General features: G+C 55.4%; 23 protein-coding genes. 18 read left to right on the top strand and 5 right to left on the bottom strand.

All coding sequences use genetic code 11. The features are described 5' to 3' along the window. The first annotated feature begins 572 nt into the window (after nt 1–572). The 3 genes from def (at nt 573) to VK738_21015 (ending at nt 3,017) form a co-directional block, all read left to right on the top strand. Nucleotides 573–1,157: a peptide deformylase gene (gene def / locus VK738_21025; protein ID HTD25145.1), complete on the top strand. Its 585-nt coding sequence runs from the start codon at nt 573–575 to the stop codon at nt 1,155–1,157. Nucleotides 1,158–1,185: 28 nt separating this feature from the next. After that, nucleotides 1,186–2,109, top strand: a complete 924-nt coding sequence (locus tag VK738_21020) for a DUF6159 family protein (protein ID HTD25144.1) — start codon at nt 1,186–1,188, stop codon at nt 2,107–2,109. A 164-nt stretch (nt 2,110–2,273) separates the two neighbouring features. Beyond that, nucleotides 2,274–3,017 (top strand): hypothetical protein, encoded by a 744-nt coding sequence (locus tag VK738_21015; GenBank protein ID HTD25143.1) that lies wholly within the window; start codon nt 2,274–2,276, stop codon nt 3,015–3,017. 89 nt (nt 3,018–3,106) lie between these two features. Here the strand turns inward: VK738_21015 and VK738_21010 are convergent, their stop codons facing one another. Then, the gene (locus VK738_21010; protein HTD25142.1) at nt 3,107–3,979 is read right to left on the bottom strand and encodes an energy transducer TonB; all 873 of its coding nucleotides are present in this window, start codon (nt 3,977–3,979) and stop codon (nt 3,107–3,109) included. A 1,232-nt stretch (nt 3,980–5,211) separates the two neighbouring features. On the opposite strand from VK738_21010, the gene VK738_21005 reads away from it, so the two are divergent. Both VK738_21005 and VK738_21000 read left to right on the top strand, forming a co-directional pair. Then, nucleotides 5,212–7,095, top strand: a complete 1,884-nt coding sequence (locus tag VK738_21005; GenBank protein ID HTD25141.1) for a tetratricopeptide repeat protein — start codon at nt 5,212–5,214, stop codon at nt 7,093–7,095. 93 nt (nt 7,096–7,188) lie between these two features. Then, nucleotides 7,189–7,893, top strand: coding sequence for a hypothetical protein (locus VK738_21000; protein ID HTD25140.1), 705 nt, complete (start codon nt 7,189–7,191; stop codon nt 7,891–7,893). Nucleotides 7,894–7,931: 38 nt separating this feature from the next. Here VK738_21000 and VK738_20995 read toward each other — a convergent pair whose 3' ends face one another. The 3 genes from VK738_20995 to VK738_20985 all read right to left on the bottom strand — a co-directional run bounded on the left by VK738_20995 (nt 7,932) and on the right by VK738_20985 (nt 9,521). After that, nucleotides 7,932–8,468 carry a DUF2199 domain-containing protein gene (locus VK738_20995; GenBank protein HTD25139.1) on the bottom strand — a complete coding sequence of 179 codons (537 nt, stop codon included), beginning with the start codon at nt 8,466–8,468 and terminating at the stop codon, nt 7,932–7,934. Between the two features lie 17 nt (nt 8,469–8,485). Then, nucleotides 8,486–9,277 carry an OmpA family protein gene (locus VK738_20990; GenBank protein ID HTD25138.1) on the bottom strand — a complete coding sequence of 264 codons (792 nt, stop codon included), beginning with the start codon at nt 9,275–9,277 and terminating at the stop codon, nt 8,486–8,488. Between the two features lie 109 nt (nt 9,278–9,386). Beyond that, the gene (locus VK738_20985) at nt 9,387–9,521 is read right to left on the bottom strand and encodes a hypothetical protein (protein HTD25137.1); all 135 of its coding nucleotides are present in this window, start codon (nt 9,519–9,521) and stop codon (nt 9,387–9,389) included. Nucleotides 9,522–9,773: 252 nt separating this feature from the next. On the opposite strand from VK738_20985, the gene VK738_20980 reads away from it, so the two are divergent. The 8 genes from VK738_20980 to VK738_20945 all read left to right on the top strand — a co-directional run bounded on the left by VK738_20980 (nt 9,774) and on the right by VK738_20945 (nt 16,775). After that, nucleotides 9,774–11,333: a tyrosinase family protein gene (locus VK738_20980; GenBank protein HTD25136.1), complete on the top strand. Its 1,560-nt coding sequence runs from the start codon at nt 9,774–9,776 to the stop codon at nt 11,331–11,333. Between the two features lie 273 nt (nt 11,334–11,606). Next, nucleotides 11,607–11,951 (top strand): metalloregulator ArsR/SmtB family transcription factor, encoded by a 345-nt coding sequence (locus VK738_20975; protein HTD25135.1) that lies wholly within the window; start codon nt 11,607–11,609, stop codon nt 11,949–11,951. A 269-nt stretch (nt 11,952–12,220) separates the two neighbouring features. Continuing rightward, nucleotides 12,221–13,078: an arsenite methyltransferase gene (locus VK738_20970; GenBank protein ID HTD25134.1), complete on the top strand. Its 858-nt coding sequence runs from the start codon at nt 12,221–12,223 to the stop codon at nt 13,076–13,078. After that, nucleotides 13,075–13,797, top strand: a complete 723-nt coding sequence (locus tag VK738_20965; GenBank protein ID HTD25133.1) for an MIP/aquaporin family protein — start codon at nt 13,075–13,077, stop codon at nt 13,795–13,797. The genes VK738_20970 and VK738_20965 overlap by 4 nt, the downstream gene beginning before the upstream one ends. Next, complete coding sequence (locus tag VK738_20960) at nt 13,748–14,227, top strand: arsenate reductase ArsC (protein HTD25132.1); 480 nt, start codon at nt 13,748–13,750, stop codon at nt 14,225–14,227. The genes VK738_20965 and VK738_20960 overlap by 50 nt, the downstream gene beginning before the upstream one ends. Nucleotides 14,228–14,371: 144 nt before the next feature. Then, entirely contained in the window at nt 14,372–15,160 is a 789-nt protein-coding gene (locus VK738_20955) for a hypothetical protein (protein ID HTD25131.1), read from the top strand. Between the two features lie 185 nt (nt 15,161–15,345). Next, nucleotides 15,346–16,107: a sigma-70 family RNA polymerase sigma factor gene (locus tag VK738_20950; protein HTD25130.1), complete on the top strand. Its 762-nt coding sequence runs from the start codon at nt 15,346–15,348 to the stop codon at nt 16,105–16,107. Beyond that, the gene (locus VK738_20945) at nt 16,104–16,775 is read left to right on the top strand and encodes a zf-HC2 domain-containing protein (GenBank protein ID HTD25129.1); all 672 of its coding nucleotides are present in this window, start codon (nt 16,104–16,106) and stop codon (nt 16,773–16,775) included. Before VK738_20950 ends, VK738_20945 begins: the two co-directional genes overlap by 4 nt. A 59-nt stretch (nt 16,776–16,834) precedes the next feature. Here the strand turns inward: VK738_20945 and VK738_20940 are convergent, their stop codons facing one another. After that, nucleotides 16,835–17,338 carry a DinB family protein gene (locus tag VK738_20940; GenBank protein ID HTD25128.1) on the bottom strand — a complete coding sequence of 168 codons (504 nt, stop codon included), beginning with the start codon at nt 17,336–17,338 and terminating at the stop codon, nt 16,835–16,837. 242 nt (nt 17,339–17,580) lie between these two features. Here VK738_20940 and VK738_20935 point away from each other — a divergent pair, with 242 nt between their 5' ends. The 5 genes from VK738_20935 to lepB (VK738_20915) are packed head-to-tail and all read left to right on the top strand — an operon-like array spanning nt 17,581 to nt 22,461. Further along, nucleotides 17,581–19,092, top strand: coding sequence for a tetratricopeptide repeat protein (locus VK738_20935; GenBank protein HTD25127.1), 1,512 nt, complete (start codon nt 17,581–17,583; stop codon nt 19,090–19,092). A 34-nt stretch (nt 19,093–19,126) separates the two neighbouring features. Beyond that, the gene (locus VK738_20930) at nt 19,127–19,942 is read left to right on the top strand and encodes a hypothetical protein (protein ID HTD25126.1); all 816 of its coding nucleotides are present in this window, start codon (nt 19,127–19,129) and stop codon (nt 19,940–19,942) included. 16 nt (nt 19,943–19,958) lie between these two features. Further along, a complete protein-coding gene (rnc, locus tag VK738_20925) occupies nt 19,959–20,774 on the top strand; it encodes a ribonuclease III (GenBank protein ID HTD25125.1) in 816 nt (271 codons plus the stop codon). Further along, on the top strand, nt 20,771–21,652 hold the full coding sequence (lepB, locus tag VK738_20920; GenBank protein HTD25124.1) for a signal peptidase I: 882 nt from the start codon (nt 20,771–20,773) through the stop codon (nt 21,650–21,652). Before rnc ends, lepB (VK738_20920) begins: the two co-directional genes overlap by 4 nt. Before the next feature lie 8 nt (nt 21,653–21,660). After that, nucleotides 21,661–22,461 (top strand): signal peptidase I, encoded by an 801-nt coding sequence (gene lepB, locus VK738_20915; protein ID HTD25123.1) that lies wholly within the window; start codon nt 21,661–21,663, stop codon nt 22,459–22,461. Nucleotides 22,462–22,463: the final 2 nt, after the last annotated feature.

Genomic DNA, 22,463 nt, shown 5'->3' with positions numbered 1-22,463 from the left:
GACTTCCCATTCCCTCAAATTCCCAAAAAACCACACTACCTTGGACGTATAACTGCTGCTAACTGCTGCGAAACTTACGCGTTTTCTGTAAAAAATGGCGCGATTGCAGGAAACCAGCTTCGCCGTACCTCAAAAACACTTATCCCAGGTTTCATTGAGAGCGTTTTTCGCACTTACAGCATGCCTGATTTACTGTAGGTTTGGAGCTTGCAACCTGGAGCCGCTCTGAAATCACTCCCCACCACGAATGACCTCTGATCAATCTGCTTGTATTTTATAAGACGTATTTCGCTTTAATTTGTTCTACTTTTTTAGATTAATAAAGTTTCACAGGGCAAAATAAACTCTGCGGCCTTCCATAACGTTTTAACTTAACCAAGCGGGCTTGAACTGTAATTTTTTGTTAAGTCACTCGAAGTGAAAACCGGGCGCTTTCTCAAATCTGATTAGAGTACCGAACTAAAATGAAGATTTGCTGAATCTAATTCCAAATCTGCAGAGCTCGCTCATGCAGCAAAACTATTCTTGAATTGTTGATAACCTAATTACAGCCAGAAGCTGGCGATAATCCTATGCGCCTAAAGATCGTTCAAGCCGGAGACCCGGTTCTTCGCCAGCAGGCCAGGCCATTGTCTGCCGAGGAAATTCTTAGTGCCAACATCCAGCAACTCATCGAGCATATGAAAGAGACCATGCGCGATGCGCCCGGCGTCGGCCTCGCCGCGCCCCAGGTGGGGATGTCACTGCAGCTTGCCGTGATCGAGGATCGCGCCGAGTATTCCAAAGATGTCTCCGCCGAACAGCTCCTCGAGCGCGAACGAAAACCGGTTCCGTTCCACGTGATCATCAATCCCAAGATCGTCTCCACATCCGGCGCGCCAGTTGAGTTCTTCGAAGGATGTCTTAGTCTTGCCGGCTTCTGCGCTCTCGTGCCGCGTTCTCGCACTGTACGCGTGGAATGCCTGGACGAAAAAGGGACACCCCGCGTAATCGAAGCCTCCGGATGGTACGCCCGCATCCTTCAGCATGAAATAGACCACCTGAACGGAACTATTTATATAGACCGCATGCACAGCCGTTCGCTGACCACACTGGAAAACCTCACCCGCTTTTGGAAAAACAAATCTATTCAAGAGGTCCGTGATGCCCTAAAATAATCGGCACAGCAGTCCGGAGGAAAATGTCATGGGCAAATTTCAACGTAGTTGGCTGTTATTCAAGAGTTCCATCTCCGTCATTACGCGGAACAAACAGTTGCTGCTTTTCCCGGTTGTCATCTCCGTGCTCACGTTGGTCATCATTCTTTTCTTCGCGGCGCCCGCGGCGCTGTGGCCGACCGGTCATTCCTATACATCCCTCGATCACTGGCAGGCGATTGGCGCCACGTTTTTCCGGGTGTCACCGCATGCCACCGACTCGTCAGAGACTACTTTCACCTATTCGCCCACAGCGATCGCTTATCTGGTCTTTCTTTATTTCGTTTCTATGTTTCTTGCCACATTCTTCAACGTGGCTTTCTATAACGAAATTCTCGCGGCGCTGACGGGAAAACCTGTTTCCATCAGCCGCGGCCTCAAGTTCGCCTGCTCCCGCTTTCAGGCCATTTTCATGTGGACCCTTTTCGCCGGACTAGTTGGCTTGATCATCAAAACCATCGAGCGGCGGCTCGATCTCGTGGGCCGGATCATCGCCCGCCTGATCGGCATCACCTGGAGCATCGCCTCTGTCTTCGTGATTCCGATTATCGTGCGCGACCCGAGCGTGAACCCGGTGGCCATGTTGCGGAAATCGGCCGCCATGCTGAAGCGCACATGGGGCGAGGCCCTCATCGGATACGCCGGCATGGCCTTCGGCAGCCTGATCATCATGCTCGCTTCACTGGTGCTGTTGGGTGGCGCCGTGTTCGTCTCCATCCAGGCGAACAATTTCTGGATCATCGGCATTGCGGCGGCCGTCTGGGTGCTGGGCCTGATTGCCTGGAGTTATCTGATGAACGTTGCCGGCCTGGTTTTCAAAGGCGCGCTGTATCTTTACGCCGCCGAAGGCATCGTGCCGCAACCTTATAATAAGGAAATGCTCGACGCAGCCTGGAAGTATAAGAAGAGCTAAAGTAAAGCATTCTCAGGACGTCCTTTACACTCTGTTGTGCGCGAAGATGCCTGCGAAGCTAAAGTAGGCTAAGTTCCCGAAAAGGGTGTAATATGAGCATTACGACCCCCTAATTTTTACAGGCTGTTGCAGATTCGGATGACCCGTCTATATTAGAACTCGCCATGATACACGAACAAGACTCGCAGGAAAGTGTACACGATCTGCTTCCGCAGGAAGATCTTCCCGCTGAAGCGGTTGCACCAGCCCCAAAAACGGAACGGTCGGCCGGGCAGGCCGCGCCGCCAACCATCCAAACCCCAAGCATCTCTGAGGTCTACGCACAAGCTGGTGTTCGCGTGCCGCCGCATGGCTTCTCTATCCTGAAGGTTGCGGAGATGCTGAGCAGTGTGCACATTCGAGAGCTTACTCCCGACGCCAAGCGCGCGGCGGTCTTGCTGACGCTCGAGGCCAGCAACATACAGGTCAATGAGGTGACCGAGGACGCCGCACGGCGCGAGCGTGTGCTGAATGACTACGAAGCACGCCAGCTCCAGATATTCCAGAATTACAAAACTGGAAAGGCGCAGCAGAGCCAGGAGACCCAGGCTGAAATCGACCGCCTGACCGAACAGCTCCGCTTGCTGATTCAGGCCAATGAGAAAGAGATCGCCAGCGAAAAAACCCGCCTGGACGAGTGGCGCACCCGAAAACGCGAGGAAGAGCGCAAAATTCGCACGGCTGCGTCTTTATTTGCAACAACCCTCGCCCAGCAGCCCGCAGCCGATACGATCCCAATGCCTACCGTTCCGCAGCCGGATGCACCGGCCGCCGCAGCCGCCGCGGGTAATCGTCCGCCGGCAGCGACTCCGGCCGCAGATAATAGTGCCCCAAAATCGTCTACGCGCCCATCTCTGTGGAAGCGATAGACAGGCTTTCAATCGGACCTATCTGGAATTTTTCTCGCCCGAGCTCTTGCCTTCTAATGGCAACCGGCCGCCGGCAACCGACAACTGTTCTAGTAGCTTTGCCCCGGTGAGCCGAGAGGGCCAGCGGAAACGCTGAAGGTTTTGCACTGCCCGAACTCGAGGGCTACGCTTGCGTTCACCGCGATGGGTCGGTCGTCGCACAGCGCGGGCACAAACTTCCATTGCTTTACGGCGGCGACTGCGGGCTCATCCAACGCCTGGGCAATCGATTGCACCACCCGAACATCCCTCGCACTCCCCCGCTCGTTCACTACCAGGCGAAGCACGACCACACCCTGCACTCCTGCCTGACGCGCCTCGTCCGAATACTCAGGATTGGGCGCATGGATCAGCTCCGGCGCACATGCCATCTTCGAGCTCACTCCAATCGCGCCGCGGCACCCGTAGAGCTGCGGATCGCGGCACGCTGTCTTTTTACCAGGCTCTGTTTCTGCCATAGAAAATTCAGACCCGGGAGCAGGAAACAGCCGATACGCTCCAGGGGTGTCGCAATGCTGGAAGTAAATCGGCAAGGTGACGCTGACCGCGACCGCGTGGCCTTTATATGTCCCAGGGGTGAACTTCCATTGCTCGACGGCGGTGACGGAGCGCTCGTCTAATCCTTTGCCGAGGGATTTGACCACGTGAACGTCGCTGGGCACGCCTTTCTTCCCCACCACCAGCGCAACCACGACCTCGCCCGCTAATTGGGCCTGGCGCGCCTCTTCGCTGTATTCAGGGAGCACCGCATGGATGGCCACCGGCGTCGTAGCACACGGCCCAGCCGAGGCCGGATGCTCGTAGCTGCATTCATAGAAAGGCTGGTCCGCTTTGGGTTTGCCCGCGAAAAGAAGCGATAGCGGGCACAGCAAAAGCATGACATACAGTCCGATTCTGCTGGCCATTTTGTAGAGAAGTGGCATGTTAGTGCGCCTTTCATGATTTAGATCGGCCTTCAGTTGCTGCCGCTTTCGGCCCCTGACTCAAAGAACGCCGAAGCTAGGATATCTTGCAGGTTCGCGCATCTCCAGCACGGCTTAGATTTAATTCACCGCAGAGATACAGAGGCACAGAGAAAGCCGGCTACATGTGCAGAAAGGGTTTGCGATTTCAAGTACTACCCCCACCCCCATTACTCAGAGTAGTCTTCGTGGAGTTAAGTCATTCTAATTCAAGTACATACGAGAGAGCGAAAGAGTGAAGAGTAATGGTTGCTGGATAAATACTTGATCCGTAAAACTGTGGGCAGTACTCAGAAAAACGACCGCAAAAACCTTTCGCCACGGATGAACACGGATTCCTGAGGATTGTGCCCCCCACCCCGCTTGCTAGCTTGTGGTTAGAGTGCCCCAAATCGCGTCTGACCCGCGTCATTATTGGCGAAGATCAATCCGGGCCGGGGGACTAGCTGGTAGTCTGGAAGACAGCTCCAAGCTCACAGCCCTCAGCTCCAAGGGTCAAGCTGCTCGGGTCATCTCACCCCGACCAGCCAAACAGCGCTTGATCACTGCAAGCGGATATTCATCCTGCAAGGTAACGAATTTTCAAAGACCTAGGGGCCTAACCCCCGCATTCTGGAATGCGGTCAAACACACCTCAAGGACAAATGATGGCATAAAATTCCTAAGAAATTAAGAATTTGATATCACAGTGATACCACGGTTAGCCGAGGTTGGGATATCTTGCAGGTGATCGCGCATGTAGCAGAGCTTAAAGGAAGCACGTTCCTCAGTTCTTAAATGATCCAATGACCTGATGACCCAATGAAGCAATGACTCAATCCCGCGCATATCCGCGTTCATCCGCGGCGGGAAGAAAGTTTTCTACTCACCCGGCTTGTCTGGATCTAATTGACTACGCCCACACTCTGCTGTAGGCTCCCGTTCTACACCCTGAGAGTGTGCGCAAGATGTCCGTCGCAAAAGCGGTCAAATGGCTGACATACAGTTTGCTGACAATCCTAGTCGGCACTGCAATCTTCATTGTGAAAGACCAGCTCGCTGAAAAGCCGTCGCCAAATCTGACGCCATGGATAAACATCCTGAAATCCCACCTAATTTTGAGTTCTTTTTCGGGACTGGCCTTCGTTCTTCTCTGCGCTTGTCTCTGGTTGCTCGCTGATCGCCAAGAGGCGCTGGAAGCAGTTAAACCCATCGTGAAACTCCTTACCCATGGCAGAAAATTGCGCCCCGCCGACTTAGGCATCGTCGGTTTCAACACATTTTATAAAGCGCATTCGGAGGCGCAGGAGGCCAAACAAGCACTCTTGCAGAAAAATCGCGTTCTTATCGTAGGACCACCCTCGGGTGGAAAGACCCGGCTCGCCTTCAACCTGGCTAAAGATGTGGGGAGTAGCGACCTGGTGTTACGGCTTGACCCTGAATTTAACGACTGGAAGGCCCTCAACTTCCCCAAGCTTGGGGTTCGCTGCAAAGTCCTATGGATTATTGATGATGCGGACAAATTCCTGGGCAAGCTAGACCTGAATCGGGGAGAACGTATGCTCGGGGAGCAATGCCTCGTCCGAATCATCGTCACATGCCGTTCCGGCCAGGAGCTTGAGATGGTCCGCTCTGATGCGGAAATGGCCTCTTTTATAGACCAGTTTCTAACGGTGAGCTGCAGTGACTTTACGGAAACGGAGCTCGCCGATCTAGCCCAAAGCGTCGGCAAACCGGCCCCCAAAATCCACGACCGTACTCCCGGCAGTATTTTGCTGGGGCTGGAGCAGATGCGTGTGCGCCTTAAGAAAGCCGGTGAAAAATCTCAGACCCTCATGAAGGCAATGTTTCTTCTGCGTACAGCTCTTATCTTTTCTCCAGAAGAGACGCTCGTCGGCGCGGTCATGAAAGACATCTATGAATGTAGCCTCCCCGAAGACAAATTTGAATCTACCCTCCGTGACTTGATTCGCGATGGCTTCCTGCATCGCAACGGAACCATCGCCGCCTCTCACGACAGCTATCTCACGCTTGATTTCTTTGACTACTATTCACGGAACAGCGCTCTCTTGAACTCGCATGTCGAGCGCTTGGGAGACACGGTTGAGGGAGTAGGCTCTGCGCGCGACCTGCAGTCCCTCGGCATCTTCTGGAAAAGCGGCGAGAACTATCAGCAAGCCCTCGTTTATCTGGCGAAGGCGGCCAGAACACTTACCGATGACGCGGTTCTTGCCTTCGACATGGCTTACTGCTTCCATCACATCAAACGTCTGGACGAAGCCATTGCCAGCTACCGCAAGGCGCTGCAAATAGGCCCCGATAATGTCGGTGCGCTGAATAACCTAGGGATCGCGCTCAAAGACCAGGGTCAGCTTGATGAAGCCGTTGCCAGCTATCGCAAGGCGCTGCAAATAGGCCCCGATAATGCCGGTGTGCTAAATAACCTGGGCAACGCGCTTTGGAACAAGGGCCTGCCGGATGAAGCCATTGCCAGCTATCGCAAGGCTCTCCAAATAAGCCCCGATAATGTCAAAGCGCTGAATAATCTAGGTGTCGCGCTCAAAGACAAGGGCTTGCCGGATGAAGCCATCGCCAGTTATCACAAGGCGCTGGAGATTGAGCCCGATTATGTTGATGCGCTGAACAACCTAGGTGTCGCGCTCAAAGACAAGGGCCTGCTGGATGAAGCCATCGCCAGTTATCACAAGGTGCTAGAGATCAAGCCCGATGATGTTGATGCGCTGAATAATCTAGGCAATGCGCTAGCAGCCAACGGTCTGCTGGAGGAGGCCATTGCTAGCTTTCGCAAGGCGCTGGAGATTGAGCCCGACTATATCAATGCGTTGAGCAACCTAGGCAACGCCCTAGTGGACAAAGGGCTGCCGAATGAGGCCATTGCTAGTTATCGCAAGGCGCTGAAGATCAAGCCCGATTATTTCAATGCGCTGAATAACCTTGGCGCCGCGCTAGCAGACAAGGGCCTGCTGGATGAGGCAATTGCCAGCTATCGCAAGGCGCTGGAGGTGAAGCCCGATGATGTTGATGCGTTGTATAACCTGGGTGCCGCGTTAAAAAAGAAGAGCAGCCAATCGGAGTAGGCCGGGTGCAGCGGACCCCAAGGTTCGCGGCGTATGGGTCATCCTGACGCTTCATCTTTAAATCTAGGGCGCGCTGTCCAAATTGGAGAAAGTATGAAAAAGTCCATCTGTTTTGTTGATGACGATCCGGACGAAATTGAGCGTTTCCGAAAGTACATGGGTGAACGCTACATTATTGGCGCTGCAACTATGTTGGAAGACGCACTTGATCAGCTCCAGAAGCAGCATGTGCGCAAGCCAGATCTTTTTCTGCTGGATCTCTATTACGGGCCGCACACAGAAGAGAAAAAGCGCGCGGCGATCGCCGCTGCCGACGATGAGCTATCAGCGATGGAAGCTCATCTTCGCGCTCTCCTGCTCGACGCCGGACAATCACCGAAAGAGGGGTTCAAGCTTGCAGAGCGCGCTCATTCGAAGTACTCAGCCACGCCTCGCATCTTCTTTAGCCGCAAAGCATTCCTGCAGGACGCACTCGAGGCTCAAGAGAGGGGCCTCGCTATCCTTGAAAAACCTGATCCTGACGACAATGACCACGGCACCACATCCAAGGAGCGCTACGATGCAGCCTTTGGCAGATACTCCGAAGAGATCGCCCGAAAGCTGGATCGGATTGTCAGTCAGAATACCTGGTGGGCACGCTACCGCCAGAAGATCGAAGGCTTCTCGACAGGCTTCTTCTTCTTTCTCTCAAAGATTGGTTGGGACTTATGGAAAGGCAGCGCCCACGGCGCTGCGGTGAGCGTCTGGATTGTGTCAGTCGCTATTCTTGCTCTTGCTTGGTTCACCAAACGTCCGTAGCCCTAACAAAGATTCCCAGCAGGGGAGCTCGCTGACTCTTACCCGTGCAACAGCAGCGCCGCCAACTCCATGGCTCGGGTGCGGGTGATGCCATCTCGTTGTTCGGCGCCCAAGGGATGCCCGGTCTCTTCCACCTTGAACAGCGGACGCGCCCCAACCGGCTGCAGGGCAATCTCCAGCTTCAGATTCAGTGTTTCCGGATACATCCTCAGCGAATTGTTCAGCCTTCCTTTGAACGGGCCGTGGGTTTTCTCTCTTCCTTCGAGCGTCCAGCACTCCCCGATTTCGTCATAGACCTCTTCGCGGACCGAAGCCCACAGGCCCCACAGAAAAATCTCATCACTGCTGATAATGGGAATTTCCAGGCACCCGCGGATAAAAAACCACTCGCCATCAATGATGCATTGATCGCTGCCGATCTGCGCGCGCACGTCGCGCTCTTCCCTCTTCATGTTGGCGTACATGTCGGGAAAATCGGCGGCAAAACTCAGTGGAATTCCGGCATGGGACTGGCCGCAGGTAGAGCACTTCCAACCCTTGCTCATCTCGGCGGCGTTTTTCGAATCTGTGTTCATGCGCTGCGAAATCTCTTCTAGTCCGTGACTACAATTTCCACCCGGCGATTGTGGGCCCGGGCCTCATCGTTGGTATTGGGATACCGTGGGTTCCGCTTGCCATATCCCATGGTCTTCAACTGCGCCGCGGCGAAGTCATGGCCTCCGAGCCAGCTTGCCACCGAAGCGGCCCGCCGCCGGGAGAGCACAAGGTTATGAGCATCGCTGCCCAGGTCGTCAGTGTATCCGGCGATCAGCAGGTGAGACTTAGGATGGTTGTCTTTCAGGAATCCGGCAATTTTTTCGAGCGTGGCCTCCGCCCCGGGCTTGAGCTTGTATTTATCCAAATCGAAAAGAATAGCGCTATCCAGGGCCAGAGTGGGCTTGCCGACCCTCTCCCATAGCGCATCGGCGCCGCAGCTATTGGCAACTTTGAGGTGGGTGGCATCCATGATGGTCACGGTGACGTCAACCCAGTGCGCATTTTGAAATCCCGCCGACGCGCATACCTGTTGCGCGCTGAAAGGGTTGGCGGTGTAGGCGCCGTGTATGGTCACCTTGCCGGCGGGCACAAATTCATCCCCGGTAATTTTGGTGGCAACCATGTCGTTACCGATTTGCTGGATCATCACCTTTTCAATCTTCAAATCGGCCTGGTTCACCGTAAACTTCCCTTGCCACTCGCCATTCAGGTCATAGCGCGGTGCGCCAGAGGGCTTGTTGACCGGCGCAGCCTGCCAGGCGTTGCCCGGGAGCAGCACAGCCGTGGCAACGGCCGCGACGACGACAGCCTTGACGGCAAGCCGAAAGACGTACACTCGTGCCTTCATGGATATCTCCTCAAAAATGTTGGGAATGTCGGACGCAAATAATATCGGCCCCAAGCACGAAGTTGTCAACCACAAGGATGGAGCAAATTGTCACTGCATAACTTGCTGGTCATCTGTGTCCTTTGCGGTTAATTGCTAACTGCTCAATGCCTATGCGCTGTTTTTTAAAGAGAATTTCATCAGCACTTAATACACCTTGCCATCCTTCTGGGGTTACACTTTCGCCGCTCAGCAGTTCAGGCACGGAAAAACTTCTCACAAGGTGAGACGGTTTGCGATCGTCCCACACTATTCAGAACAGGGAAATTGCGATTTACGAAATATGGTAAGTGTTCAGAAAAGCACCGGGCTGAAGCCCATTTGTTTGGCATTTCAACGCGGGCCTGAAGGCCCGCTCTTCCACGGTGATGGATACAGTAATTGTGGAATCGCGTTAGCCGTCTTTCGAGGAGTTACGGGCCCCATTGCGTAAGAAGCTGTTCAAGGAGAAATCAATATGAGTGATCACACCAGCCGTATCAACCGCCGCCGTTTCCTGCAGGGCACAGCGGCCATTGCGGCCGGCTCTGTCGTGGCCGGCTACAGCACTATTGGGGCGTTGCCGACTTGGGCGCAGGACCCGCCTTTCGGATGTCCGGTGCCCGCCGCGGGAGGCATCCCATTTGTTGCCGGCAGCGATACCCGGCCGATTATCCTGCGCCGGTCCATCAGCTCGCTGTCGGGAGCGGAGCTTACCGAGTTGGCGTCCGCATACGCCGCGCTGCGCGCTCTTCCCTTGAGCGACAAGCGCACCTGGGTGCTGCAGGCCGATATCCATGCAACCAACTGCCATCAATGCAGCAATGACAACACCCAGATCCACGGCTCGTGGAACTTCTTTCCCTGGCATCGCGCTTATCTCTACTACTACGAGCGCATCCTGGGATCGCTGGTAGGGAACATAGATGGCTTCCGCCTGCCTTATTGGGATTGGGAAAACATCCGCAACCTGCCCACGCCTTACACAACCCCGGGGTCGTCGGTCAATTCTCTGTTTGACGCCAAGCGCGACGTCGGGCTGGCCGGCGGCGGCAACCTGCCCGCATTCGACGGTACGGCGTCGCGGGTCAAGACGCTGCTGGGCATGACGGATTTTCCCACCTTCGGTGGAGACGCTTTCAGCTCGGGCGGTTGCGAGGATGACCCGCACAACATCATTCATACCGATGTAGGCCTGGGCGGCGGCAATGACATGGGAACACTGGCGTTTGCCGCCCGCGACCCGCTGTTCTTTGCCCACCACTGCAATATCGATAAGCTGTGGAGCAAGTGGAACAGCCTGACGAGCAAAAAACTGCCTCCAACCGCGTATCACAATCCCACCGACGCCAGCTTCCTCAACGCGCGCTGGTCGTTCTATGACGAGAACCAGCAGGTGGTCTCCATCAGCGCCGCCGACGTGCTCGATCACCGCAGCAACCTGCGCTATACCTACGTGAACGAGTTCATCATCCCGCCGTACATCGTCGCCTACATATGCCAGTTGCTTTGCTGCCAGCCTCCGCCCGAGGTGGGTCCGATCATTGGTATCAACGAAGAGGCCAGGACGATCCTCCTCTCCCAGGCCGGCGCAAACTTCCCGGCAGCCCTTGTGCTGCACGGAGTGGTTGTGCCCCGCCAGTTTACCGGCACCTTCGACATATTTGCCACGCGGACAAACAAACGGACCCTGCTGGGGGCGATCTCCTTCTTCGGGGACGAAGCCATACATGAACTCGCGCAGAGTACGGAGCGCCGGCCCAAGACGCTGGTTCTGGACATAACCACTTCGCTGGCAGACTTGTTGTCAAAAACCAATCCGGCGACGATCCAAGTCTTCAAGAGAAAAAGGCGCAAAGCTGAGGATGAAGACCGCGATCACGATCACGATAAAGACAGAGATGAAGCCCAGCGCCGCCGTGAAGGACGGCAGCAAGAAAGAGAAGAAAAACACGAAAGGCATGAAGAAGAAGAGCATGAAGAGAAGCCGGCTTTCGTCCTGAGCGCGGCCAGCGCCGAAATTCGCGTGCAACGTTAACGAAGTTTAACCACAAAGGACACAAAGAAACAGAAAGGCATGTCGGTCGAAAATCGTAAATCACCGGATGACTCAATGATTCTTTGTGTCTCTTTGGTTAAGCTTTGCTTCTCGCTGTGCCGCAGGGCGAAGTCTCAGTACCCGTAGCCTGCCCTGACCTTTAGCGCCTAACTGCCTTTAAAAATCCGTGACAATCCGCGTTGATCTGCAGCGAATTTTTCCTTGACAAATCTTATATATTTCGATAATTGTAGAAATATAGAAGGAGCCACCGTGCCTGCCAAACTCAACCCGAATGAAGTCATCCGCTATGCGGACATGCTCTCGGCCATGGGGGCCGAGCCCCGGCTGCGCATTGTGCGGCTGCTGCTGTCGGCGCATCCTGAGGGCATGGTTGTCGGCGAGATCGGCGAAGAGTTGGAAATTCCCAATTCCACTCTCTCGCATCATCTGGAAAAACTGAAGAACGAAGACCTTGTGCAGGTGCAGCGCGAGGGCACGTTTCTGCGCTACACCGCCAACACGGCCGCGCTGGAAGAGCTGCTCGGATTTCTTTACGCCGAGTGCTGCACGCGCAACAAAGCTGTGGCGCCGCAGAGAGTGGTCTGCTGTAAGTGACAGTTTCGAGTTTCAGGTTTCGAGAATCCAGATCCCTCGACTGCGCTCGGGATTTCGCCTCGCGGCTCGGACGCCGCGAAAACGGCTCAAGTTTCGAGCAAAGGCAAAAGCAAAAGATTTTTCGCCGCGGATGAACGCGGATGTTCGATCCGATAAGAAAACGCAAGATCCTTCACGCCACAAGCGGGCGCTCAGGATGACAAACCTAAACGGTAACGCGGCGAAAGAAGAATACCAAAACGGGAAACTTCACGAAAGGAGACAAAACCATGTCCACTACAAACATTAAAGACGTTGTCCGGGAAAAGTACGGAGAGGCGGCCAAGCGCGTCCTTTCCGGAGCCAGCAGCTCGTGCTGTGGGGCGGCACCCTGCTGCACTGACGCCGATCCCATCACGCGCGATCTTTACGACAGCGCCCAGACTGGGGTTCTGCCTGAGCAGGCGGTCAAGGCTTCACTCGGATGCGGCAATCCTACCGCGCTCGCCCAACTCAATCCCGGCGAAACCGTACTTGATTTGGGCTCGGGCGGCGGCATTGATGTGCTGCTCTCAGCCCGGCGCGTTGGGCCCAGCGGCAAGGCCTACGGACTTGATATGACCGACGAAATGCTCACGCTCGCCCGCGAAAACCAGCGGCAGGCCGGGGTTGAAAACGTGGAGTTCCTCAAAGGAGAGATCGAGAACATCCCTCTGCCTGAAAATTCTGTGGATGTGATCATCTCCAACTGCGTCATCAACCTCTCGGCTGATAAGGACCGCGTGCTACGCGAGGCCTTCCGCGTGCTCAAGCCCGGCGGACGATTCGCCGTCTCTGATGTAGTGGTGCGCGGCGAGGTCCCCGAAGAAATCCGCAGAAGCGTGCTGCTGTGGGTGGGCTGCGTGGCTGGCGCCTTGAGCGATTCTGACTACGTCGCCAAGCTCAAGCAGGCGGGCTTTGAGGCCATCGAGATCGAGCCCACGCGCGTCTACACCATCGAAGATGCCCGCGCCTTCTTGACCGGACAAGGCGTCAACCTAGACGCCATCGCCCCGTTCGTGGATGGCAAGTTCATGAGCGTCTTCATTCGGGCCACGAAGCCGGCGGCGTGTTGCTCGCCGGCTGCAAATAAAGGAACTGCGGCTTGAACTCGGGCGTCACAACTTCAAGAAGGCTCGTTGCCGAACTTCTTGGCACCGCATTCCTTCTGGCTGCCGTGGTTGGCTCGGGCATCATGGGTGAGAAGCTCTCAGGAGGAAACGTCGCTCTAGCGCTGCTGGCCAACACTATCGCTACCGGCGCGGCGCTGGTTGCTTTGATTCTGACCTTTGGGCCGATTTCAGGCGCGCACCTTAATCCTGCCGTCACCATTGCGGATGCAACTCAGGGAGGCACCGCCTGGCGTCTCGTCCCTGGCTATATCGCCGCCCAGTGCACTGGGGCAATGCTCGGCGTCTACGCTGCTCATCTGATGTTCGCTCAGCCGGTGATTCAGGTTTCCACGCACGTCCGCAGCGGTCCCGCGCAACTGTTCAGCGAATTCGTCGCCAGCTTCGGCCTGCTGGCAGTCATCTGGGGATGTTCGCGCGCACGGCCCTCTGCCGTTCCGTACGCTGTGGGCGCATACATTACCGCCGCTTACTGGTTCACGGCCTCAACCTCATTTGCCAATCCTGCCCTGACCCTGGCGCGCTCGTTCACCAACACCTTTGTCGGAATCCGCCCCCCTGATGCACCCGGCTTTATCGTGATGCAGTTGCTGGGCGCGCTCTCGGCCACAGCGCTCTTCCGCTGGCTGGCCGGCAAGTCGCCGGAAACTGAAACACTGCCCCATCCGCAGCAGAAAGCTGAGGTTCCTTATTCTTAAGGTCATCTTTGCTTGCGTCCACAACGCCGGCCGGTCACAGATGTCGGCGGCCTTCTTTAATAAGTATGCCGATCCCGCCAAGGCCGTGGCCATCTCCGCCGGAACTCAGCCTGGCGAGCGGGTGCATCCTGAAGTAGTCGAGGTCATGCGTGAAGTTGGCATAGATCTCACCCAGGCCCACCCCCAGAAGCTGAGCACCGAACTCGCCCAGGATGCCAACCTGCTCATCACCATGGGATGCGGTGATGCCTGCCCCTATATTCCCGGCCTGCGCATAGATGACTGGCCTCTGCCCGACCCAAAAGGCCAAGGCATAGACCAAGTCCGCCAGATAAGAGATGAAATTCGTGGGCGCGTGCTTGCGCTCATTCAAGAAGAATTAACCGCAGAGGACGCAAAGGTACGCAGAGGCCAAAGCGGGCCACTCTGAAACGCTTTGTGAAACCAGGCCCCAGCCCCACAAAAGGAAAGTAAAGTCGCAGGTAAGCACAATCTGTTCTAAACTGGTACCAAGAATATAGAGTCCAGTAACCTGCGCCGCTGAGTCAACATCCTTATATGGAGATTGCCAGCCATGAGACACAAGTTCCTCATATTTATTGCCGTAATGGGGGGAGTAATAAGTTGTTGGGGCCAGTCGTCCCAGCCCGCTAAATCTACCCTCAAGCCGCGGAGCACGTCTGCGGCGAAGACAACGCCTGTCAGCGCTCCTGCGTTGAATATCACGCAGCTCAGTTCGACGCTCGCGGGCCTGGAGCAATTAACACGGCAGACTACACTCGACCTGGCAAGACTCCGCATTGATAAATGGAAGACGGACGGCAACACCAAAGACCAAATACAATCCAATGCGCAATCGTTGATGAGCAACATGACCAACGCCCTGCCGGGCATGATCAGCGCCGCCCGTAGCGCGCCGACTTCCCTCTCGGCCAATTTAAGACTCTACCGTGATTTGAACGTGCTCTACGAGGTGCTGTCGCCGCTGGCCGATTCCGCGGGAGCGTTTGGCAGCAAAGACGAATACCAGATACTCTCTACCGATACACAATTACTCGAAGCCAACCGGCACTCGCTGGCTAATTACATGGAAAGCCTTGCTGCCTTCCAGGATGCCGAACTCGCCCGCCTGCGCGGACGCAGCAGCCAAACCGCCAGCCCGGTCGCCAGCAGCGGCGGCAAGGCCACCCCAGCGCCGACGCCGGCGCATACAGGTCCGGTGATCATCGTTGGGGCAAACGGAGTGCCCAAGCGGATTGTAGATGCAGGGGATGACAGCGACACGGCGAGAAAGCCGGTTCACAAGAAAACTCCGTCCTCAACGTCACAGCCAACACCGCAAGGCACTGCTAAATCGCAATAAGTCCGGGAATTCCAAGAGGATAGCTTTACAAAATTATCTATCCCCAACCCCCTTTTTTGGGAACCTTTGAAGGGGTATGGACGTCTATTGTAAGTAGTAAGCAGGCTTCGCCCGGGGGCGGCTACCATAGGCCAAATGGTGTGTTGAAGCTGGCATCATATCCTGCTAATGTGAGAGGTGACGCCATGAAGGCGATGGCGGGAGCAACTACGTTGGCCGAATTAGCAAGCGCGCTCGCGAATGCCACGGAAGAAAGTTCAATCGTGGCGGAGCTTAAGTCCGGGTCAGAAGAGGCGTACTCCTGGCTGATTGCACATTATCACCAGCAGGTTTATAGCCTGGTGTACCGCATCGTCAACAATCCAGCGGATGCGGCGGATACAACCCAGGAAGTTTTCCTCAAGATTTTCCGCGGGATGAGCCACTTCCACGGTGAATCGAGCCTGAAGACCTGGATTTACCGCATTGCCGTGCATGAGGCCTGTAACTCCAAGCGCTGGTGGTTCCGCCATAAGAGGCGCGAGACCAGCCTCGAACCTGTGGTGGATGAAATGAATGATGGCCCACCCGCCCAGGGTCTTAAGGACTCGCTGCAAGACCACGGCGACTCACCATTTGAGAGCCTCGCGCACGAAGAGGTCCGGGCCCGAGTCGAGGAAGAGTTGAGACAGGTCCCGGAACCGTACCGCACGACGGTGATCTTGCGTGATATTGAAGACCTTTCGTACGAGGAGATTGCAGAAGTCACACGAGCCTCTCTGGGTACGGTAAAAAGCCGGCTTACCCGCGGCCGCGAGATGCTGAAGAAAAGACTGCAACCTTATGTGAACGAAGTCGGCCAGGAGATGGGATTAGCCACAGAGCGTAATGTGGAGGCCAACGACCGCGAACGATCCAAGGCAAAAATGCCGGGAATGCGGCGAGCCAACGTTGAGGTGATGTCATGAAGTGCAGCGAAGTGCAGTCTTTGTTTTCGTTGTATCTGGATAGCGCCCTGACCGGTGTACAGATGCAGCAAGTGGCTGCGCATGCCGAAGCATGTGACTCCTGTCAGGCTGAATACCAACAGCTTCGGGCCACGCAACGCATGGTTGCCGGCCTGGGAAGGCGACAGGCGCCTCCTGATCTGGCTCTTCAGTTGCGCATAGCGCTTTCGGTGGAGCGCACAAAAAACTATCGCCGCCGCTGGGAAGGCATGCTGGTGCGATGGGAAAATGCTTTTAATGCTTTCATGTTTCCCGCGACCGCCGGCTTGCTGAGCGCGGTAATATTTTTCGGGTTGATCATCGGGTTCTTCGGCCTGCCGGTCAACAGCTCAGCTTCTTCTGATGTGCCCCTGGCGCTGTACACTCCTCCGCAGTTGAACCCTTCGGCCCTGCCATTCTTGACTACGATTGGCAACAGCGAGGGATCATTGGTCGTGGAAACGTATGTGGACGCCAATGGCCGAGTGGAAGACTATCGAATCATATCCGCGCCTGAAGGAACCCAGGACCTGATCCCGCGTGTGGATAATCTGCTCATCTTTACAACCTTCCGTCCCGCAATGAACATGGGACGACCTACGCCCAGCCGCGTTGTGCTCTCATTTTCGGGCATGAACGTAAGGGGATAAAAACAGTTTCAAGTTTCGAGTTTCTAGGCTGCTAGAAGCCGCGCCTTGGGAACCCACGGTTAGCGGGAAATTTCTCGATAATAAGCGATCAAATCCAGCGGTGGTGGCGCGTAGCCCATAGCGCGAAGAAAGCCAGAAACCTGTCCGCGATGGTGCGTGCCGTGATTGACGACGTGGAGCGAGATCTGCCAGAGCGGAGTCTCATAGGGATTGCCCTTCAAATCTTTGTAGGAAAATTTGGTTCCCAGGGAATCTTCCGTCAGGCTTGAAGCCCAGTCTTTCCACCTCTTAAGAAGCAGAGGCCAGTCGTTTTGAAGCACTGCCAAATGCATATCCTGTTCCGGATTGATGAACTTTGCCGGCGGATTCCCCTGGATGCGCCCAAGCCAGATGCGATCGGCGGCATAAATGTGCACCAGGGTGCCGAGAACGTTGTGGTCAGCGGTGTGGAAGTCTCTTGTTAACTCCTCGGCGCTCAGTGAACTTGCCGCATTCACCAGCCTGCTGCTGGCCCAAGCCGTGTAATCAAAATGAGTACGAAGTGCTTCTAATGTGATCGTCATGGATGGTCATAAGTGTACACTCACAGTTTCGGATTTCCAGTTTCCAGTTTCGAGTTACAGGCAACTAGAAGCCATCTCAATAGATGGTTAGGAGTGACAGTTGTAACCTTAGGGCCCAAATACGAGCAATTGACCGTATTCTTCCTGGGCCAGTAGAATAAGGCATCCCGCCTTGTGTTGAAGAGGAGGCCCGTCTGCGTTTTATCTCATTATTTTCAAGTGTTATCGTTTTTTGCTCAGTTGTGATTTTGCCCGGCCAGGCGCAACAGAAGTCCTCGCCAGCGCCGAGCGTTCCCCCAGCCGCAACAACTTCCAAAGTCACTTTGGATACCAGCGAGACGCTGTTCAGCCTGCTGGCCGCAATGAATGCCTGCGGGTACGATGCCGACCTGGCCAACTCGGACCCGCTGCGCGCGCAAATCCGACAGGAGATCGCGCAGAAGGCCGCGGCTTCAGAAGAGGCCACCCGTGCCCGGACGGAGTTTTGCAATTTCTACAAAGACCATCAGAATGCGGACCCCGCCCGAGATTTGGCGCAGTTTGTGTCGCTGGGGTTGTTTCTCACGCCCCCACCCGCTTTTCAGCCCAGCGTGCAAGAAGCTGACCTGCCACCGGACGCAACTTACGTCCTCGGGGCGGTCCCTTTGCTGCAAACCTTTTATCAAGCACTAGGACTGCGGGACATCTGGAAGGAGCACCAGGCCGGATATGACACCCTGGTAGACCGCTACCATACACCGGTCTCGCAGATGATTCTCAAGACCGACCTGTACTTGAAGCTGCAAATGAGCGGCTATATGGGACGGCGTTTTACCGTGCTGGTAGAACCTTTGGCTGCTCCCAGCGGCATCAATGCCCGGAACTATAGCGATGACTACTATATGGTGATCTCACCGTCGCGAGGTTCGATCAAGCTGGACCAGATCCGCCATACCTACCTGCATTATGTTCTCGATCCTTACGCGCTCAAACGCGGCACATCGCTCAAACGGCTGCAGCCTCTATTGCTCACCGTATCCACCGCCCCCATGGATGACAGCTTCAAAAATGATATCGGCCTGCTGGTTGACGAATCCCTGATTCGGGCCATCGAGGCGCGCACGCTTCCGGGAACAGGCAAAGATGCGGAAGATGTGCGGTTACAGAGAGCCAAAGCTTCAGAGAACGAGGGATTCATTCTCACCCGCTATTTTTACGAGGCCCTGCAAAAATTCGAAAAAGACCCTGCGGGATTGAAAGACAGCTACTCGGATTGGCTGTTTCAAATTGACGTTGACAAAGAAAAAAAACAGGCGCAGCAGATCAGCTTTTCGAAAGAGGCCACTCCCGAACTGTTGAGCGCAGCTAAAACACAACAAGTGCAATTGCTGGATTTAGCGGAGCAGCGGCTGGTATCGGCCGATATCCCGGGAGCAGAAAAGCTGGCGCACCAGGCGTTGGATGAAAAAAATGAAGACCCGGCACGCGCCTTATTCATTCTGGCAAGGGCGGCAGCGCTCCGCGGAGACGTGAATGGAGCGCGCGAATACTTTCAGCGCACGCTGGAAATTGCGCACGAGCCCCGGGTTGTAGCCTGGTCGCATATTTATCTGGGCAGAATCTTTGATCTTCAGGAAGAGCGGGCGGCGGCGCTTGCCCAATACCGCGCCGCGCTTGAAGCCGGCGATACCAGCCCGGACACAAGGACCGCTGCGGATCGCGGGATTTCCCAGCCTTATGAGCCGCGGTCTTCGCGTCCAAAAGATCAGAATTAGTGAGAGGAACCATTCATTCCTTTGGAGTAGCACAATGAAAAATGCCTTGAGGCTCGCCGCCATCCTGCTGACTGCAGCTAGCTTGTTGCCGGCGCAAGCTACGCAAGCACAAAATGCAAATCCTGGATCCTCTTCCCAACAGCCCGCGGGAGAACCCAAAGTTAAGGCGGCAAAGACCCAACCCGAGTACGACGCATTCCAGGCCGCTTGGAGCGAGCAGAACCTGGCTAAAGCCGACAGCGCAGCCAATGAATTCGCAAGCAAGTTTCCCGACAGCGATCTGCGGTCCACTTTGTATGAACAATTGATGCGCCGTTACCAGCAGGCCAACAACGCAGATAAAACCCTGGAGATGGGACACAAAGTGCTTGCCCTCGATCCCGATTCCGTTTTTGCGCTCATCATGGTTTCCAGTGTCCTGGCTGAGCGCAGCACAGAAACAGACCCGAACCTGCAACAGCGTCATGATGAAGTTGTGAAAGACGCCGGCCGTGCCATCCAGTTGATTGATTCGGGCGCTTTCAAGCCGGCGCAGTTCACGGCCGACCAGTTGAATACCATCAAATCCATGGCCTATGGCGCCCAGGGTACGGTGGAATTGACCAGCAAGAATGACAAGGCAGCCGAAGACTTTCTGCGTAAAGCCACCGAACTGAATACCACAAACCCTGAGCCTTCGGTGTGGCTGCGGCTGGCGATTGCCATGGACCATCAAAAGAAATATGCTGACGCTCTCACTGCTGCCAATCGAGCGGTGGGGCTTTCTGCCAGCGACGCTGACGTGCTGAAATTAGCAACGCAGGAGCAGACAAGGCTTAAGCTATTGGCTGATACAAAAACAGCGCACTGATTCCATAGGCAATCTCTTGAATTTGTTATTTGCGCCCATGACCATCCCTGATACTTCGACCCTGGAAGCCGCGCTGGGACATCGCTTCCAACACGCGGGGCTGCTGGAGCAAGCGCTCACGCACAGCTCGCATGCACACGAAGCCACAGACGCCTCGGCGCCGGGGGAGAGCACTGGCGAGAAAATGACCTTTGCCACAGGCGATAATGAAATCATGGAATTTCTGGGAGATGCGGTGCTGGGGTTTGTGACCAGCGAGGCGCTGTTTACGCGTTTTCCCGGGAAGCATGAAGGTGAACTTTCCAAAATGCGGGCACACCTGGTCAGCGCACGGCACCTGGTGCGCGTGGCCAAGCAGATTAACCTGGGAGATTATCTACGGCTGGGGCGCGGAGAGGAAAAAAGTGGCGGACGCAACAAGTCGGCCCTGCTGGTGGATGCGCTGGAGGCGGTCATCGCCGCGCTTTACCTGGATGGCGGACTGGAACTCGCCCGCCAGTTTATCTTTAAGGAGATCGTCAACCCGGAGCTCGGCAAGATGCAGCAAGCGGGAGAAAATCTGCCGCTTACGGACTACAAATCGGCGCTGCAAGAGTCGGTGCAATCCATGGGACAGCCGCAACCGGTGTACGTGATTGCGAAAGAGACCGGCCCGGACCACAAAAAAATCTTTACGGCAGAGGTGAGACTGCATTTGCGCGGCAGCGACGAAAACCCGCATTTAGTCGCCCGCGCCGAGGGCCACAGTAAGAAGAGCGCGGAGCAGCGTGCTGCCCGCCAGGCGCTCGAGCATCTTGAGAAGCAGCGATCTGCTGCCGGAGAAAGCGAATGAGCGATCCTTCTTCTCCGTCAAATTCTTCTACCGAGACCAGCGAGCCGCAAAACCAGCCGGCCGCACAGCCTGAATTTCTGCACGGGGCTGACCGCTTCCAGCCGGACATCGCAGAAGGCGCCACCCCGGCTCCAGATCCACAGCACTCCACCCGGCCACGCAAGCAGCAGGAAAGCTGGCTGGGGCTGCTGCAATCGCTATTGGTTGTGGTAGTGATTGCGCTCTTTGTGGTCACGTTTTTGATACAGGCTTTCCAGATTCCCTCAGGTTCCATGGAAAATACGCTGCTGGTGGGCGATTACGTCATGGTGGATAAGGTCCGCTTCGGCGAGGGCGGCATCTGGAACAATGTGCTGCCATATTCGCCCATCTGGCACGGCGATATTATCGTCTTCAAATACCCCATCAATCCTTCGCTTCACTATGTGAAGCGCGTCATCGGGTTGCCCGGCGATCGAGTGCGCATGGAAAACAAGAACGTCTGGGTGAATGGCAAGCTGCTGCATGAGGGTTATACCATTTATCAGACAGGGGGCCGTGGTAGCTTCCCTTCCGATTCCCTGTACGAGCACACCAATGGAAGCTGGACGACGCAATTGCCCAACTTTGTCCGGGGGGACGAGTTGGTTGTCCCGCCCGGTTCTTACTTTGTGCTGGGCGATAACCGCGACGACAGCGAAGATAGCCGCTTTTGGGGCTTCGTCCCACGGGAAAACATTGAGGGACGGCCCTGGCTGGTTTACTTCTCTTTTGCCGCGAGTCCGGTAGGAACAGAAGAAGCACAAGCGGCTGATGGTAAACTGGCAGGTCTGATATTTACAGTCCGCCACCTGTGGGAATACGTGCGTTGGAACCGGGTTATGCGACTGGTTCAGTGAGAGATACCTTGGGAAAAAATAAAAATAAAGCAAAAGCTGCTTCGGGGAATGGAAAAAACTCCGCCGAAAAACCCGAAAAGCACCACGAAACGACGATGGAGTTCATTGGCTCGATGGCTGCCGTGCTGGTTTCAGGCCTGTTCATCATTACTTTTATCCTGCAGGCCTTTGAAATTCCCTCGGAATCCATGATGAATACGCTTCTAGTAGGCGATCACCTCTTTGTGGACCGAGTGAGCCTTGCGCCCAAGACGCAGTGGGTAGGTCCTCTGCTGCCCTATGGCAAAATTAAGCGCGGCGACATCATTGTGTTCATCGCTCCTGCACAGGCAGGTTTGTACCTGGTCAAGCGCGTGCGCGGCGTACCCGGCGATCGGATACGGCTAGTCAATGGCAAACTCTACGTGAACGGCGAACTGCAGATCGAGCCTTTCGTCGTCCGCAATGGCACCTACAGCGATTATCGTGACAACTTCCCTTCCGTGCCTGCGTCCGAGATGTACGGTGCAACCGAGAAGTGGAGCCAAGCTATGACTTCGTACGTTCAGAATGGAGAACTAGTCGTGCCTCCGGACAGTTATTTCGCCATGGGTGACAATCGCGATAACAGCCTTGACAGTCGTTATTGGGGATTTGTACCCCAGGCAAACCTGATAGGACGTCCCATGTTTATTTACTGGTCGTTTAAGGCTGATAAGAGCACCTACGAGCCAAGCAGTTTCGGTGAGCGGCTCGCCAATATCGGGTACACGATTCTTCACTTTTTCGATAAAACACGCTGGAGCCGTACGCTGAACATGGTGCACTAATG

It is taken from the genome of Terriglobales bacterium (assembly GCA_035487355.1).
Classification (GTDB): Bacteria; Acidobacteriota; Terriglobia; order Terriglobales; family Acidobacteriaceae; genus QIAW01.
Note: the sequence above shows the minus strand (reverse complement) of the source record. Positions and strands in the feature narration are given on the sequence as shown.

Excerpts from the sequence above, each read along its gene's own strand:
- VK738_20940 (HTD25128.1), bottom strand. The coding sequence starts at position 17,338 with ATGACGATCACATTAGAAGCACTTCGTACTCATTTTGATTACACGGCT.
- VK738_20970 (HTD25134.1), top strand. The coding sequence starts at position 12,221 with ATGTCCACTACAAACATTAAAGACGTTGTCCGGGAAAAGTACGGAGAG.
- def (HTD25145.1), top strand. The coding sequence starts at position 573 with ATGCGCCTAAAGATCGTTCAAGCCGGAGACCCGGTTCTTCGCCAGCAG.
- VK738_21010 (HTD25142.1), bottom strand. The coding sequence starts at position 3,979 with ATGCCACTTCTCTACAAAATGGCCAGCAGAATCGGACTGTATGTCATG.
- VK738_21015 (HTD25143.1), top strand. The coding sequence starts at position 2,274 with ATGATACACGAACAAGACTCGCAGGAAAGTGTACACGATCTGCTTCCG.
- VK738_20945 (HTD25129.1), top strand. The coding sequence starts at position 16,104 with ATGAAGTGCAGCGAAGTGCAGTCTTTGTTTTCGTTGTATCTGGATAGC.
- VK738_21020 (HTD25144.1), top strand. The coding sequence starts at position 1,186 with ATGGGCAAATTTCAACGTAGTTGGCTGTTATTCAAGAGTTCCATCTCC.
- VK738_20980 (HTD25136.1), top strand. The coding sequence starts at position 9,774 with ATGAGTGATCACACCAGCCGTATCAACCGCCGCCGTTTCCTGCAGGGC.
- VK738_20955 (HTD25131.1), top strand. The coding sequence starts at position 14,372 with ATGAGACACAAGTTCCTCATATTTATTGCCGTAATGGGGGGAGTAATA.
- VK738_20930 (HTD25126.1), top strand. The coding sequence starts at position 19,127 with ATGAAAAATGCCTTGAGGCTCGCCGCCATCCTGCTGACTGCAGCTAGC.
- VK738_20950 (HTD25130.1), top strand. The coding sequence starts at position 15,346 with ATGAAGGCGATGGCGGGAGCAACTACGTTGGCCGAATTAGCAAGCGCG.
- VK738_20995 (HTD25139.1), bottom strand. The coding sequence starts at position 8,468 with ATGAACACAGATTCGAAAAACGCCGCCGAGATGAGCAAGGGTTGGAAG.
- VK738_21000 (HTD25140.1), top strand. The coding sequence starts at position 7,189 with ATGAAAAAGTCCATCTGTTTTGTTGATGACGATCCGGACGAAATTGAG.
- lepB (HTD25124.1), top strand. The coding sequence starts at position 20,771 with ATGAGCGATCCTTCTTCTCCGTCAAATTCTTCTACCGAGACCAGCGAG.
- VK738_20990 (HTD25138.1), bottom strand. The coding sequence starts at position 9,277 with ATGAAGGCACGAGTGTACGTCTTTCGGCTTGCCGTCAAGGCTGTCGTC.